Annotated in this window: 15 protein-coding genes; 12 read left to right on the top strand and 3 right to left on the bottom strand. The window is 26.9% G+C overall.

The annotated features are described in order from the left end of the window. Positions 1-44 precede the first annotated feature (44 nt). A complete protein-coding gene (cbiQ, locus tag ABCM86_RS03245; protein ID WP_343003477.1) occupies positions 45-743 on the top strand; it encodes a cobalt ECF transporter T component CbiQ in 699 nt (232 codons plus the stop codon). Next, positions 736-1551, top strand: a complete 816-nt coding sequence (locus tag ABCM86_RS03240; RefSeq protein WP_343003476.1) for an ABC transporter ATP-binding protein — start codon at positions 736-738, stop codon at positions 1549-1551. The genes cbiQ and ABCM86_RS03240 overlap by 8 nt, the downstream gene beginning before the upstream one ends. A 646-nt stretch (positions 1552-2197) precedes the next feature. Here the strand turns inward: ABCM86_RS03240 and ABCM86_RS03235 are convergent. Then, positions 2198-3559 carry an MATE family efflux transporter gene (locus ABCM86_RS03235; RefSeq protein ID WP_295732820.1) on the bottom strand — a complete coding sequence of 454 codons (1362 nt, stop codon included), beginning with the start codon at positions 3557-3559 and terminating at the stop codon, positions 2198-2200. Between the two features lie 86 nt (positions 3560-3645). Here ABCM86_RS03235 and ABCM86_RS03230 point away from each other — a divergent pair, with 86 nt between their 5' ends. The 10 genes from ABCM86_RS03230 (at position 3646) to ABCM86_RS03185 (ending at position 13586) form a co-directional block, all read left to right on the top strand. Then, positions 3646-4461, top strand: a complete 816-nt coding sequence (locus ABCM86_RS03230; protein WP_295732819.1) for a MerR family transcriptional regulator — start codon at positions 3646-3648, stop codon at positions 4459-4461. A 192-nt stretch (positions 4462-4653) separates the two neighbouring features. Then, positions 4654-5028, top strand: coding sequence for a GntR family transcriptional regulator (locus ABCM86_RS03225; RefSeq protein WP_295676147.1), 375 nt, complete (start codon positions 4654-4656; stop codon positions 5026-5028). After that, the gene (locus ABCM86_RS03220) at positions 5021-5719 is read left to right on the top strand and encodes an ABC transporter ATP-binding protein (protein WP_295676144.1); all 699 of its coding nucleotides are present in this window, start codon (positions 5021-5023) and stop codon (positions 5717-5719) included. The genes ABCM86_RS03225 and ABCM86_RS03220 overlap by 8 nt, the downstream gene beginning before the upstream one ends. After that, the gene (locus tag ABCM86_RS03215; RefSeq protein ID WP_343003475.1) at positions 5713-6540 is read left to right on the top strand and encodes a hypothetical protein; all 828 of its coding nucleotides are present in this window, start codon (positions 5713-5715) and stop codon (positions 6538-6540) included. Before ABCM86_RS03220 ends, ABCM86_RS03215 begins: the two co-directional genes overlap by 7 nt. Before the next feature lie 117 nt (positions 6541-6657). Next, positions 6658-7176 carry a PH domain-containing protein gene (locus ABCM86_RS03210; RefSeq protein ID WP_343003474.1) on the top strand — a complete coding sequence of 173 codons (519 nt, stop codon included), beginning with the start codon at positions 6658-6660 and terminating at the stop codon, positions 7174-7176. Between the two features lie 15 nt (positions 7177-7191). Continuing rightward, positions 7192-8658 (top strand): PH domain-containing protein, encoded by a 1467-nt coding sequence (locus tag ABCM86_RS03205; RefSeq protein WP_343003473.1) that lies wholly within the window; start codon positions 7192-7194, stop codon positions 8656-8658. A 176-nt stretch (positions 8659-8834) separates the two neighbouring features. Next, positions 8835-11078: a UvrD-helicase domain-containing protein gene (locus ABCM86_RS03200; protein ID WP_295732811.1), complete on the top strand. Its 2244-nt coding sequence runs from the start codon at positions 8835-8837 to the stop codon at positions 11076-11078. An 89-nt stretch (positions 11079-11167) separates the two neighbouring features. After that, positions 11168-11932, top strand: a complete 765-nt coding sequence (locus ABCM86_RS03195) for a patatin-like phospholipase family protein (protein ID WP_343003472.1) — start codon at positions 11168-11170, stop codon at positions 11930-11932. Between the two features lie 143 nt (positions 11933-12075). Next, entirely contained in the window at positions 12076-12600 is a 525-nt protein-coding gene (locus ABCM86_RS03190) for a peptidylprolyl isomerase (RefSeq protein WP_195929660.1), read from the top strand. Between the two features lie 371 nt (positions 12601-12971). Beyond that, positions 12972-13586 (top strand): sugar O-acetyltransferase, encoded by a 615-nt coding sequence (locus tag ABCM86_RS03185; protein ID WP_343003471.1) that lies wholly within the window; start codon positions 12972-12974, stop codon positions 13584-13586. A gap of 126 nt (positions 13587-13712) precedes the next feature. Here the strand turns inward: ABCM86_RS03185 and ABCM86_RS03180 are convergent, their stop codons facing one another. Further along, positions 13713-15308, bottom strand: coding sequence for a putative manganese-dependent inorganic diphosphatase (locus ABCM86_RS03180; RefSeq protein ID WP_295677744.1), 1596 nt, complete (start codon positions 15306-15308; stop codon positions 13713-13715). A 309-nt stretch (positions 15309-15617) separates the two neighbouring features. Further along, complete coding sequence (locus ABCM86_RS03175; RefSeq protein ID WP_195931280.1) at positions 15618-15959, bottom strand: hypothetical protein; 342 nt, start codon at positions 15957-15959, stop codon at positions 15618-15620. Positions 15960-16022: the final 63 nt, after the last annotated feature.

The following is a 16022-nucleotide window of genomic DNA, read 5'->3' as shown; positions in this document are numbered from 1 at the left end:
AAGGTATTAGTAAATTCAAATAAATTTAGAAAGAAGATAAATTAATGATAATAGATGATTATGCTTATAAGAATAAATTATTTAAGGTTAACCCTAATATAAAATTTAGTGTAGGTATGTTATTTTTAATAATATCATTAATTAGTCCTTACAACATATTATCAGTATTGATAATATTAGGTATGAGTATTACAATAGTTGGAATTGCCAAAATAGAGGTAAAAGACTATATACATTTTATAAAAATACCATTTGCATTTTTATTAATAAGTATAATTATGATTTTAATAAACTTTTCAACTGATAAATCGATTTTACTTCATTATATAAAAGTGGGAAATTTATATATAGGTGTTTCTAATACATCTATAGACACATCTATACATTTGTTTTTCAGGGCATTGTCTTGTTTAACATGCATATATTTTATAATGTTGACAACACCTTTTAATCAACTTATATTTATATTCAAAAAATTACACTTGCCAGATGTAGTTTTAGAGATATCAATGCTTATGTATAGATTCATATTTATATTTATGGAGGAAGTATCAGATATAAGAACTTCCCAAGAACTTCGCTTTGGATATATAAATTTAAAAAATGGATACCATTCATTTGGGCTTTTAGTAAATATGTTATTCAAGCGAATGATGATAAGATATGATGAAATGAGTATAGCCTTAGATATGAAATTATTTGATGGTACATTCCATATAGTAGGGGATAGTAAAGATGTTTAAAATAAATAATTTAACATATCAATATGATAAAACAAGAAAAGCACTCGACAATGTAAGTATGGACTTTAATAAAGGTGACATTATCGGAATCATTGGATCTAATGGTTCTGGCAAATCAACTTTATTTAATAACCTTATGGGGATATTAAAATCTACAGAAGGAGAAATACTCTATAATGGAGAACAAATAAAGTATGATAAGAAAAGCTTATATAATCTAAGAAAGGAAGTTGGAATAGTATTTCAAGATCCTGAAAAGCAGATATTTTACTCAATGGTTTATGATGATATAGCTTTTGCACTTAGAAATATAGGTATGGATGAAAAAACAATAAAAGATAGAATCCATACTGCTTTAGAAGCAGTCAATGGTTTACAATTTATAGATAGACCAGTTCATAATTTGAGCTTTGGTCAAAAGAAAAGAGTTGCAATAGCATCCGTAGTAGCTATGGAAAATAAATTAGTATTATTAGATGAACCTACAGCAGGTTTGGATCCAATAAGTACTAGAGCTATTGTAGATATAATAAAAGGTCTTAATGATAGAGGTGTAAAAATCATAATATCAAGTCATGATATGAATTTAATTTATGAAATATGTGACTATATATATGTACTGAATCAAGGAGTTTTAATAAATGAAGGTACAAGAGCTGAAGTTTTCGTAAATGAAGAAAAAATAAACGAAGCAGGACTTGAGTTACCTTGGCTTGTAAAACTTCACAAAAATATGGGATTACCTCTATTTCCAAAAGAAGAAGACCTATACAGCTTTTGGAATAAACAAGCACAGAAGACTGTATAAATGAGAACGCCCTCAACCTATTTTATGACAAAATAGTTTGAAAATAAAATAACCCTTAACCTATAATAGGTACCCCAGGATTACTCCAAAAATCTCTGGGGATTTTTTTTATACTTTTCTAGATAAGCTATACTTTGTATAACTTTAATAATGTATATAATAATGCTAAAGGTATTTTCATACAAATGAACAAGGAGAAAAAACTATTGGAATTAGAAAAATACTTCCAATATGTATTGCATTTGATCACAGAGCATTAGATTTTGGAGAGGTTATACCATTTATAAAAAAACTAGATAGCATATTTGAAAATCCAGATATAATAGGCGAATTGTAATGAAAATTTAAAGTAAAAGGGGGTGTCACACTAAAAAATAGGGCGATGCCCTTTTTATTAAAAAAAATAAATCCCAAGTTCAAAAGATCCATGAAAAATAATCTCCGCTACTACTCAAAAACCTACAATGCCTATCGCACCCTATCTACTTATTAGCTTGTACCAAGCAATGCTTATAGGTTGCTTACTAACGCATTTCTTATCGTTTGCAAGTAAACTGCACGAAATTTTGTTTTCTGGAATCCTGTTTTAGTTACTTTAACTTTATAAAAAAACAGATAAAAGCAACATCTTCTTTTTACTTTAAGGTTATGCGGCCTCTAATTCTTTTTTAGCAAACATATTATCATACATATATTCTTTTCTGTATTTATAAATATAAATTAAAGATATAAGTAAAGTAACTATTTCTGCAAAAGGAACTACCATCCATACTCCATTTACTCCGAAGAAGTTAGGGAATATAATCATTCCAACTATAAATAATATAAATGTTCTAAGTGATGATATAATAGCAGACACTTTACCATTAGAAAATGCAGTAAACATTCCAGATGCAAATATATTTATACCATTAGATAAAAAACCAAATGAGAATATCATAAAAGCATTTTTTGTAATACCGAATAAAGAGCTTTCTTTTGGTGTAAATATAGTTATAAGAATATCAGCATTTTGTCTAGATAAAACAAATGTAAATACTGCGAATACAGAAATTATAACTAAACTATACTTTATAATATTCTTTAACTGATTTTCATTTCTACTTCCATAATTAAAACTTATTCTAGGTTGCACACCAGAAGTGAATCCCATATAAGCTGAGTTTAACAATAATTGTATATATAAAATTATTGTTATTGATGCGACACCATCTTCACCTAATAGTTTAATTAAAACTATATTATATACAAATGTTGTAACACAGTTTGATATTTGTGTAATCATTTCTGAGTAACCGTTGGAACAACAGTTAGCTATTACATCAAATGTCAATTTTGGTTTAACACAATGTAGAGTATGGTTTTTATTTAAGAAATAGAAAACTCCTATAAATGAAGGAATTGCATATCCAATACAAGTTGCAATAGCAGCTCCTCTTATACCCATATTTAATTTAACTATAAATATATAGTCTAAAATTATATTTACTATACCACCTAATAAACTACTGAATAATCCAAGTTGTGCAGCCCCTGCTGTAACAAGGAAATAATCAAAAAAGAATTTTAATATTATAAATGGTGTAAATAATATCATGAAAAGTAAGTATTCCTTACAATAAAAATATAATTCATCAGTTGAACCAAGAATATAAATTATTTGTTTCATAAAAATAATCGTTATAACTTCGATAACGATACCGATTATTAATGCACTAATAGTGATTAATGTGAAATTTTCTCTTGCCTCATCGATTTTGTTTTCACCAAGTTTTTTTGCTACTATAGCACTTCCTCCCGTTGCAAACATAGTTCCAACGCCTAAAACTAAATATATAACAGGATATACTATATTAACTGCAGATAAGGCACTAGCACCTACAAACCTAGAAATAAACATACCATCTATAATTGTATATAGAGAAAAACATATCATCATTATTACTGTTGGCAAAGTATATTTAACTAAAGATGTAAGTGTTATTTTGTTTTGTAATGTATTGTTCATATAACCTCCTTGAAAAAAGTATTAAGTTTTTATATAGTATATACTAAAGTATTCTGTTACAGGATAGTCAATAGGAGGATTGAAATTTGAAAGATAATTACTTTTCAACTGGTGAGTTTGCAAAATTATGCAATGTTAATAAGAAGACTCTTTTTCACTATGACGAAATAGGACTTTTTAAACCTGAAATAGTTAAGGAAAATGGATATAGGTATTATTCTATTTATCAATTAGAAATTTTTGATATGATCTATACACTTAGAGATTTAGGTGTTCCATTAAAAGAAATCAAATCATTTATGGATAAAAGAAATCCAAATAGTGTAGTCGAACTTTTTGAATATAAAACTAATGAAATCGAAAATGAAATTAAATTACTTAGACGAAAACAAGAAATAATGTCTAATAAAATGAAACTTATAAAACAGGCAGAAAAAATACTACCAAATATAAATGATTTAGTAATAGAAGAACAAGATGAGGAATTTTTGTCATTGAGTAATGAGGTGGATAAAGATAAATTCCCTTATGATAGTGAAGAATATGCAAAACATCTAGATTATAGTTATAAACAAGGGTTATATATAGGTTATCCAATGGGGTTTATAAAGACGATAGATGATTTATATAGCGAAAATGAAAATGTATATACATATTATTATATAAAAACAAATAAAATTGATAATAAAAGTGTAGCAATAAAGCCAAAGGGAAAATATTTAGTAGGATATTTAAATGATTCCTATGTGAATGTAAATAAACTTTATAATAAAATGTTAGATTATATAAAACAGCATAATTTAGAGATTATAGGTTATTCATATGAAGAGGTATTACTAGATTTAGTATCAGTACAAGAGATGAATGACTATATAATAAAAGTTTCTATTCAAATAAAATAATATATTTTTTAGATAAAGTATAAATAGAGGTAGGATGTTAGACATAACATACCTACCTTTTAAAATGTTAGTAATTAAGGATTTTATAGAAAATTTACAAATAAAAAGCTACATGATGTAATACTTGACAAATAAAAAAAATAATAATATTATTGTATTAAAGTATTAATACAATAATGAGGAGGTGTTAATATGAAATGGCAGATAGATAATAATAGACCTGTATATATACAGCTTGTAGAACAATTAAAGGTTAAGATAATTTCAGGAGAAATAGAATTAGACTCAAAATTAGATTCTGTTAGGAGTTTAGCAGCAGATGCTATGGTAAATCCAAATACGATGCAAAAGGCATTGGCAGAGTTAGAGAGGGAAGGATTCGTATATTCAAAAAGAACTAGTGGAAGATTTGTAACAGATAATAAGGAGTTAATAGAAAATGAAAGAAAAAATTTAGTTAAAGATAATGTTAAAAAGACATTAGATACTTTAATTAATTTGGGATATACGAACGAAGAAATTCTTAATTTAGTGGAAGAAATCTTGAGGGAGGATAATAATGAATAATATAGTAGAGTTTAAAAATGTTTACAAGAAATATGGTAAAACAGATGCATTAAAAGGAATTGATATAAACATTCCTAAAGGAAAAATAGTTGGGCTTTTAGGACCAAATGGAAGTGGAAAGACAACTATGATAAAAATAATGAATGGTTTACTTACAACAACTGAAGGAGAAGTTCTTATAAATGGAATGAAACCAGGTATAGAAACTAAAAAAATAGTTTCATACTTACCAGAAAGGACTTATCTTAATGATTGGATGAAAGTAAAAGATATAATTGATTTCTTTAAAGATTTTTATGAAGATTTTGATGAGGTTAAAGCTCTTCAAATGTTAAGAACTTTAGACATAGATGAAAATAGGAGATTAAAAACTCTATCAAAAGGGACAAAAGAAAAAGTTCAATTAATATTAGTTATGGCTAGAAAAGCTGATTTATATATATTAGATGAACCAATTGGAGGAGTTGATCCAGCCGCAAGAAGTTTTATATTAGATACAATACTTAAAAATTTCGATGAAAATTCAACTTTACTGATTGCAACACATTTAATAAGTGAAATAGAAAATATATGTGATGAAGTTATATTTTTATCATATGGAGAAATTGCTCTACAGGGTAATGTAGATGAAATTAGAGCAGAAAAACAAAAATCGATAGATGCTTTATTTAGGGAGGAATTTAGATGTTAGGAAAATTGATGCAATATGAAATTAAATCTTGCGGGAGAATATTTTTTCCATTTTATATAATGGGATTGATATTTTCACTTATAGCAGCATTATTTATAAATTTTGATAACTATGAACATAACTTTTCAGTACTATATATAGTAGGTATATTTGCAGGATTGGCATTATTTATAGCTGCAATTGTATTAACTATACTTCTTATAGTTCAAAGATTTAATAATGGGCTTTTAGAAGATGAAGGGTATTTGATGTTTACGCTACCGGTAAGTCAAAAAACTTTAGTACTATCTAAATTCTTAACATCATTATTATTTATTATTTTAACATCAATTGTTGGAATGATTTGTATAGCTTTAGTTTCAGTTATGGTTGGATATAAAATGAGTGATGTTATAGATATTGGTTATGGTTTAAAAAATATGGGCTCTATTCTTTCAAAAAATGCAGGCGGAATTTTATTTTATATTTTAAGTTATATAGTAAATTATTCAGTATTTATATTAACAATATATTTAGCAATAACAATATGTCATCTACCAAAGCTATCAAAACATAAAGTATTATCAGGTTTAGTAGCTATGATTGTATTAAATATAATACAGTCTGCTATCGGAGGTATTTTTGATTATTTTATGACTAGTTCAAGAGTTGAAGCAATTGTGAATTTAGATATATTATTTTTAAATGTAGATAAACTTTTTGGAACGATATTATCTGTTGGAAGTTATGAAATTGGGATATTGATATTAAATGTTGTAATTGCATTAGCATTATTCTTTGGAACAACTACTTTATTAGAGAAAAAACTTAATTTAGAATAAAAATTGATTGAGTTGAAATATATAGAATTAATATTTTAAAAAGAGATAAAATCCGGTAATAATTATGAATTGTTATCGGATTTATAACATGTATTTATAAAAAAGAAGGTGGAAATTTTGGGATATGAAAAGCTGAACAAAAAAGCTATAAAATGTATGTTTTTAGGAACGCTTATTCAGTTTATAATAGCTAGTACAATTTTAACTGTTATAGGGTGGTTTTTTAAAGGTATTATACCTATGATAATTCAGTATATAATACTAGGTTTAATTATTTTGAATTTAATATATCTAATAGTGTCTCCAAAGGTTAGATACGAAAGATATAGATATTGTATAACAAAAGATAAGATAGATGTAAAAGAAGGATTTATATTCACAGAAAGAAATATTGTACCAATAGAAAGACTTCATAAAATATCAATTGAAAAAGGACCAATATATAGTATCTTTGGATTGTCTAAAGTAATAGTAACTACAGCTGGAGGAGATATAAATATATCTTTTTTAGAAGATGAAAAGGCAGATTTCATAGCAGAATCATTAAAAAATAAAATTAATGAAATATCTATAAGTCAAAAAAGTAAAAAATTAGAAGATATAAATAAAAGTTCAAAATCGGGAAGTAATTCATAGGAAGGTGTTGAAATTATGGAGAGTAAATTTAGATGCCATCCAAGTATTATTTTAGAAAAAGTCGCAGGGGTTTTATCGTTTTTTATAATAATTTTTATATCAAATATAGATGATGTAGTTGATATATTAGAAACAGGAAAATTTCAAGGTAATATCATACTTTTGATAGGTACAGCAATATTAATATTAGATGCAATTTATAATCTCTTAGTATGGAGAAAAACATATATAAGTATACAGGATGGTACTATTGTATTAGAAAGAAATACTATAAATAAAAAGATAAATACTTTTGGAATAAAAAATATTGCAAATATAAATATAGAACAAAATATATTTGAAAGAATTATATCTACATGTAAAGTAAAAATAGATACTGATAGCCGTTCTACAGCAGATGAAACTGATATAGAAATTGTACTCAAAAAAGATATAGCAAATGAATTTAAGAAGCGCATAATGCAGTCTATAAACAAATCAAAAGGAAATGAAGATATCCAAGAAAGTTTAGAAAATATGTATTATGAAGTTGAAGATTATGATGAATACATAGATTACGATATAAATTATTCAAATGGAGATATCTTAAAACACTGTTTTTACAATATTGGAATAATTGAATTGCTAATCAATATAGCAGTTTTTATTGGAGTATTTATATATGGAGTAAATCAAGAGAATCATACACTAAAAAGTATTATAATACAAAGTATCATAATAATAGCAAATTTCGGTTCTATATTTAAAAATTTATTTGGTGATTATATTAAATACTATAATTTTAAATCTCTTAGAAAGAATGATAAAATTTACTTAAACTATGGGCTTTTCACAAAATCGGAATATTCTATACCAGTTGATAGAATAAATGCGATAAATATAAATCAAACTATTTTATCTAGAATTTTCAACAAGTATAAAGTAGATATAAGTGTGGTTGGTGTAGGGAATGATGAAGATGAAGTATCACAAATAATTCTATTTGAAAGTAAGGATATGTTGGTAGAACGATTTAATTTATTGTTGCCAGAGTTTAATTTAAAGATAGATTTTAACTTTGAAAAACAATCAAAGAAAACCTTACTAATAAGCCTTATAAAATCACTTATAATAATGGGTATTGTAGATTTAATAGTATTTGTAATCTACGAATTAAATTTATTTACAAATATGCAAGTAATATTGATTGGAAATTTAATATTAGTAGTATTTTTATTAGTGTTTTATATTATGAAATATAAAACAGCAGGGATTTTTCTAGATGATGATTTTGTATCAATTGTTTCTGGCAAGTTTTCAAAAAGTATAAATATAATTAAATATAAAAAAATACAATACATAAAAATTTTGCAAGGACCTATAAGTAAGACTTTGGGGTTACAACATGGAACAATACATATACTTGCTGGTTTACTTGATAATGACAGAAAAATTGATTATTACAATGAGTCAATTTTTGATAAGTTAAGTGAAAAAATATAGATAATAAATATATTAAAAAAATATATCCTTTAAACAGTCATGTTTTATTGATGTTTGAAGGATATTTTTTATTTTGAACTAAATTTTTTGGACTAAATATCTTTCATTTATTTATTAGATGGTCTAAAATATGTCTATACTCTAAATAATAGATTTATTAGAAACGGAGGCAAATAATGATTTTAGAAACAATTGAAATGCTGAACCCTGCACAGAGGGAAGCTGTTGAGCAAACAGAAGGGCCGATATTAATCCTTGCTGGAGCAGGTTCAGGAAAAACTAGAGTTTTAACTACTAGAATAGGATATTTAATGCAAGAAAAAAAGGTAAAAGCTGAAAATATTTTAGCTATAACTTTTACAAATAAAGCAGCTAATGAGATGAGGGAAAGGGTAGATGAAACATTAAAAGATGAAGATACTAGTGCAATGTGGATTACAACTTTCCACTCTTGTTGTGTTAGAATACTTAGAAAATCTATAAATAAAATAGGATACAATAGAAGTTTCGTTATATACGATAGTGCAGACCAAGTTACTCTTGTAAAAGACTGTCTAAGAGAATTAAATTATAGCGAAAAGGCTATGGATCCTAAATATATAATAAGTGTTATATCAAATGCGAAAGATAAACTTATAAATCCAAAGCAATTTAAGGAGAAATATCAAGGGGATTTTGCAAAATCAAAAATTGCAGATGTGTACGCACTATATCAAGACCGTCTAAAAAGAAATAGTGCACTTGACTTTGATGACTTAATCTCAAAGACAGTAGAACTTTTTAGAGAACATGAGGATGTATTAGATTTCTATAGAAATAGATTTAGATATATAATGGTAGATGAGTATCAAGATACAAGTAGGGCACAATATGAACTTGTTAGATTACTTGCACAAGGACACCAAAATATATGCGTAGTTGGGGATGATGACCAAAGTATATATGGGTGGAGAGGTGCCGATATAAGGAATATACTTGAATTTGAAAGAGATTATGATGATGTTCATGTAATAAAACTAGAACAAAACTATAGATCTACTCAAATTATACTTGATGCGGCAAATTACCTAATTAAAAACAACATAGAAAGAAAAAGAAAAAGACTTTGGAGTGAAAAGAAAGAAGGGGAATTAATAAAAATTCAACTATCAGAAAGCGAAGTCGATGAGGCAGAATTTGTAGCTAATACAATTTCAGCTATGGTTAGAGCAGGAGAAAGACAATATAAAGATTTTGCTGTTTTATATAGAGCCAATGCACAAGCAAGACCAGTGGAAGATGCCTTAAATAGAAGCCAAATTCCATACAATATCTACGGTGGAACAAAGTTCTATGAAAGAAAAGAAATAAAGGATATGGTAGCTTATTTAAGAGTTATCCAAAATCCACAAGATGATATATCTCTAAAAAGAATAATAAACGTTCCTAGAAGGGGAATAGGGCTTAGAACTATAGAAAAAATAGAAGATAGAGCCAGCTTAAAGGAAGAAAGTTTATATTCAGTACTAATAGATATCGATGGAAACTCAGATATATCGAGAAAAGCAAAAGCTAGTATAAATGATTTTGTAGATATGATGTCGACATTTAGAAGTCTTAAAGAAATATATCCAGCAAGTAAAATGATAGAAAAAGTTATGGATATAACAGGATATTTAGATGAATTAGAAAAAGACAAAAGTGAAGAATCTCAGGATAGAATAGAAAACTTAAAAGAATTTATATCTGTAGCTATGGAATTTGAAAGCAAAAACGAAGATGTTAGTTTAGAATCTTTCCTAACAAATGTTGCTTTAACTTCTGAACCAAATGAAGAAGAGGAACATGCAGATAGAGTATCATTAATGACTATACATTCAGCAAAAGGGCTTGAATTCCCGGTTGTATTTTTAACAGGTATGGAAGAAAAACTATTCCCTATAGCAAGAGCGATTGCATCTATGCAAGATACTCAAATAGAAGAAGAAAGAAGACTTTGTTATGTTGGAATAACAAGAGCAAAAGAAGAGTTATTTATGACTATGACTGGAAAGAGAACTCTATATGGAAGAACTAATCACTCTGTTGCATCTAGATTTATTGAAGAATTACCAGATGACTGTATAGAAAGATTAAATAGAGTTCAAAAAGAAATACCATACTCAAAAGCTAGCTATAATATGCTTGATAAATACACTAAAAAGTATATGAACTCTGTCAATAAAGCAGAAATAGCGAAAAAAGCACAAGCAACTATAAAAGAAAAAACTGATGTATCAGATATAGATAATATAAAATTAGGAAGTAAAGTACACCATCCAAAATTCGGAACAGGTACAGTAGTAGCATTAAAAGGGCCAGATGTTACAATAGCGTTTGATAATCAAGGAATTAAGACAATAAATAAAGAATATACTACAATAGATTTAATTAAAGAATAAGATTTAAGGGATGGTATTTATATAATACACATCCCTTAAACTTTATCATAAAAATATTTAGTTTATAAGGTAGAATAGGGGGAATAAATATGACAATAGGAGTGTGTCTACCAGGAGGAGGGGCAAAGGGTGCCTTTCAGGCTGGAGTGTTGGAATCACTATATAATAGGGGACTTAAAAGATATGATTCATATGCCTGCACATCAATTGGAGCAATCAATGGATACTACTTATACACAGGAAATGTGGATAAAATGAAAAAAATGTGGATAAGTGGAGAAAATAATACTGGAAAACGTTTTAATTCTGTTGATAACATTATTGATAATAGTAGAGATATAAAAAAATTATACGAACTAAAAGACTACAAAATTCGAGAAAATTCGAGTTTTTACATTAATTATCTTCAAGTCAGAAACAAATCTGGTAAAGAAATTATTGTAGATATATCAAAACTTAACCATAAAGATAGAGTAAATTATATAAAATATAGCTGTGCATTGCCTTATAATCAAGAAAAAGGGCTATTTTCGATTCAAGAAGTTAAACAGTATATTGAAAAAGGTAAATTTGATGGATTTAATTTAGATGGAGGTATGGCACGAAATACATATATCGATCCATTAATTGAGGATAATGTGGATAAAGTCCTAATAATATCCACAAGGCATAATTTTGAATTACCACAAAAAGTAATGCAAAAAATAGACTCAAATAAAGTTATAATTATATCACCGAAAGCAGAAATAGATAATAAAGATTTATTAAACTTTTCACCTGAGTTTTGTTCAAAACTATATAAAGAGGGATATGAGATGGGTTTAGAATTTGATTTGAACTTATTACAAACTTAATTATAGAAAAAATTGGAATTGTTCATATACACTTAAAAAATAAAAATTATTATAAATTAGAATGGATAAATTTAAGATTTATTTTTCAATAAAATGTTATATAATAAGATATGAAAATGAACAAATGAAAGGAAGTAATCAATATGGAAAATAAAAACCCTATAGTTACAATAGAAATGGAAAATGGAGATAAAATGGTAGCTGAATTATACCCACATATAGCTCCTAATACAGTAAACAACTTTATAAGCTTAGTAAACAGTGGATACTATGACGGAATAATATTCCACAGAGTTATAAAAGGATTTATGATACAAGGTGGTTGCCCTAATGGAAACGGAATGGGTGGACCAGGATACTCTATAGCTGGAGAATTCGCAAGCAATGGATTCACAAATAACTTAAAACATGAAAAAGGTGTTTTATCAATGGCTAGAACTATGCAACCAAACAGTGCAGGTTCTCAATTCTTTATAATGCATGCAAGAGCTCCACACTTAGATGGAGAATACGCTGCATTCGGTAGAGTAATAGAAGGTTTAGATGTTGTTGATAAAATAGCATCAGTTAGAGTAAATAGAATGGATAAACCACTTGATGACCAAAGAATAAAATCTATGACAGTAGAAACTTTTGGAGTTGAATATCCAGAAGTTGAAAAAATGTAATTATAATTAATTTTGACAATAAAATACTATTTACATTTTTTCAAACTTCATTTAAAATATTTTAAAGAGTCTTAAAAACACAAAACACAAAAACACAAAACACATAACACACACCTGAGTGACAAGGCAAAATATAAACTGTAAATATAAGAAAAGCTATTGCGAATATATTCGTGGTAGCTTTTCTTGCTTTGTCACATTTATAAATAAAATTCAAAAAATAATCCATATTAGAATATTTTATATCCTATAATAATAAATAGATTTACAAATAAAAATATATAGAAATTCACTATATAAATTAAATAAATGGGGACTATTATAAAAATATAATAATAGATAAAAGTAATGAAGGGAGTATATAAAGATATATGAATTTGGAAGAAATAAAGTCTAGAATGCAAAGTGGGAAACTTTATTGTTGTGAAGATGAGAGCTTAATGCAAGAGCAAATGAAATATTTAGATATGGTATATGATTACAACCACCTTAAACCAAGCCAACAAGATGAAAAACAGAAACTTTTAAAGAAGATGTTTGCAAATATAGGTGACAAGTGCTATTTAGAAACTCCATTTTATGCAAGTTGGGGAGGCAAAAACGTAAGTATAGGGGAACATTTTTACTCTAATTATAATTTAATGCTTGTAGATGATGGAGAAATTATAATAGGAGATAATGTAATGATAGCTCCAAATGTTATTTTATGTTCAGCAACACATCCAGTATCACCGAATCTAAGAGAAAAGGGAGTACAATATAATTTACCTGTTAAAATTGGAAATGGAGTTTGGATTGGTGCAAATTCTGTTGTTATGCCGGGTGTAACTATTGGAGATAATTCTATAATTGGAGCAGGAAGTGTAGTAACTAAGGATATACCTCCAAATGTAATTGCATTTGGAAATCCATGCAAAGTACATAGAGAAATTACAGAAGAAGACGAGAGATACTATAATAAAAATTGGAAGATTGATATAGAATAAATTAACTTATAAAATTAAAAAATACTATTAAATAAAATAGAGAAAAATTATAAAAAAATCAGTATGGCATATACCATACTGATTTTTTATTATATATATTTTATATCTATAATCTAGATATTTTTATTACATATTTTTAACTGCATTAGTTAAGTTAGGTACTAATTGTTTCTTTCTAGAAACTACACCTTCAGCGAATACACCTTGATTTGCATCAACGTTGAATGCTTCAGATATTACTGAATCATTAGCTTTGTATAATAAGTAAGAGCCTTCTTTTATTATATCTGTTATAGCTAATACTAACATATCGTAGTCAGTACCGTTTATATAAGATAAGTATTCGTCTTTTTTATTTAATATAGAATCTATATCTAAAGTCATAACTTGTCCTATACCAACTTTATTTCCGCTCATGTTGAACTCTTTGAAGTCCATGTTTACTATTTCTTCTATAGAGAATTCATCTAAAGAAGTACCAGCTTTGAACATATCCATTCCGTAAGCTTCATAATCAACACCAGCTATTTCAGCTAATTCTAAAACTGCTTTTTTATCTAATTCAGTAGTAGTTGGTGATTTGAATATTAATGTATCTGATAATATTGCAGATAATAATAAACCAGCTATGTGTTTAGGAACTTCTACTTTATGTTCTTTGTATAAGTTGTATACTATAGTAGAACAACATCCAACTGGAGCAACTCTAACTGATATTGGTAAGTCAGTAGATATACCACCTATTTTGTGGTGATCAACTATTTCAACTATGTTTGCTTGTTCTATACCATCAGCACTTTGAGCAAATTCGTTGTGGTCAACTAATATTACGTTTTTCTTAGTTGGGTTTAATAAATGTCTTCTAGAAACTAATCCTAAGAATTGTCCATCATTATCTATAACTGGATAAGCTCTGAAGTTTGTATTTAACATAGTTTCTTTTACATCATCAACATAATCATTTTCGTTGAATAAAACTAAGTTTTCTTTAGTTATGATATCTTCTATTTCTGCACATTGATTTATTAAATTAGATGCAGTATATGTATCACAATCAACAGATATAACAGTAACACCGTTAGCTTTTGCTAATGCTGTTAACTCTTCGTTAAGTTGTGCTTTTCCTGTTAATATTAATAATGCAACTTTAGTATCTATAGCGTATTCGATTATATCATATCTGTTACCAACTATAGCTATGTCACCTTCACCTAAAAGGTTCATTATTTCTTCTATTCCGTAAGATAAAGTAGTTACTCTACCGCTGAAAGAATCACCGCATTTTACTAATACTTCACCTTTTAAGTTGTAACAAACATTCTCTAGAGGTATATTAACCTTTCTGAAATGTTGGTACATTAAACTTTTAGCTATCTCTACCATTGTTATTATACCTTGGAATTTTCCGTCAGCAGAAACTACTGGTAAAGTTTTTGTTCCTTTTTCTATCATTGTGTTGTAAGCGTTTAAAACTGAATCGCTAGGTTTTAAAGATTTTATTCTATCGTAACTTAAATCTTTAACTTGTATTTTTACGTCTTCAAGAACTTCAGGAGCTTGAACACCGAAATAATCTAAAGCATATTGAGCTTCCTTTCTAACTTCTCCTAAAGCGTAAGGAGTAGCTTCAACTCCTATTTGGTTTTTTAAGTGTGCTAATGAAATAGCAGAGCATATACTATCTGTATCTGGATTTTTGTGTCCAAAAACTAATAAACTCATATAAATAACTCCTTTCAACTATCTAAAAAAATAATTAGAATATATTCTTATTTTAACTAAGGATTAACCTAATCCTCAAAAATATATCATTAATAAACTTATTATAACAAATAGGCACATATATTTGTTCATATAAAAAAAATAATGTATAAATTAAGTATGATATTTGTTATAATGCAATACTTATTATACAATAAATAAAGATATTAACATAGACAATATAATAAATATAAATTTAAATTATATTGTAAAGATAACAGAGTATTTATAAGCATAAGGAGGGAGGTAAAACTCCCTTATTTTGATCTGTTATTTATCTATTATGATTTTAGACATTATTACCTTTTCGTATTCATTTTTTATGCAAAGAACTTGGTCGGTTAAATCTAATTCAAAGTTTGCAAATGCAGAGAATAAATCGATATCTCTCATTAAATGAACAGTAATAGTTTCCATGTTTTTATTTATTCTAAGTAGTATAGATCTGACAAATGGGAATTGTATTCTAGAGTTAAAGAAATTATCATCACCAAGATTTATATCTAAACATCTATAATTTACGTCTACATAAAGGTCTAAATCATCATCTTCTTCTCGAATTGTTCTATATTCAAAATCACAATCTAAATTTATTTTTCCTATTTTAATCATTATTGCCTCCAACTTAATATAGTAATTAATATTTAAATTAGCATATAAGAATAAAAATTTTCA

This window comes from Clostridium sp. 2218st1_F5_2218SCRN_220325 (assembly GCF_039062665.1).
Lineage (GTDB): Bacteria > Bacillota > Clostridia > Peptostreptococcales > Peptostreptococcaceae > Intestinibacter.
Note: the sequence above shows the minus strand (reverse complement) of the source record. Positions and strands in the feature narration are given on the sequence as shown.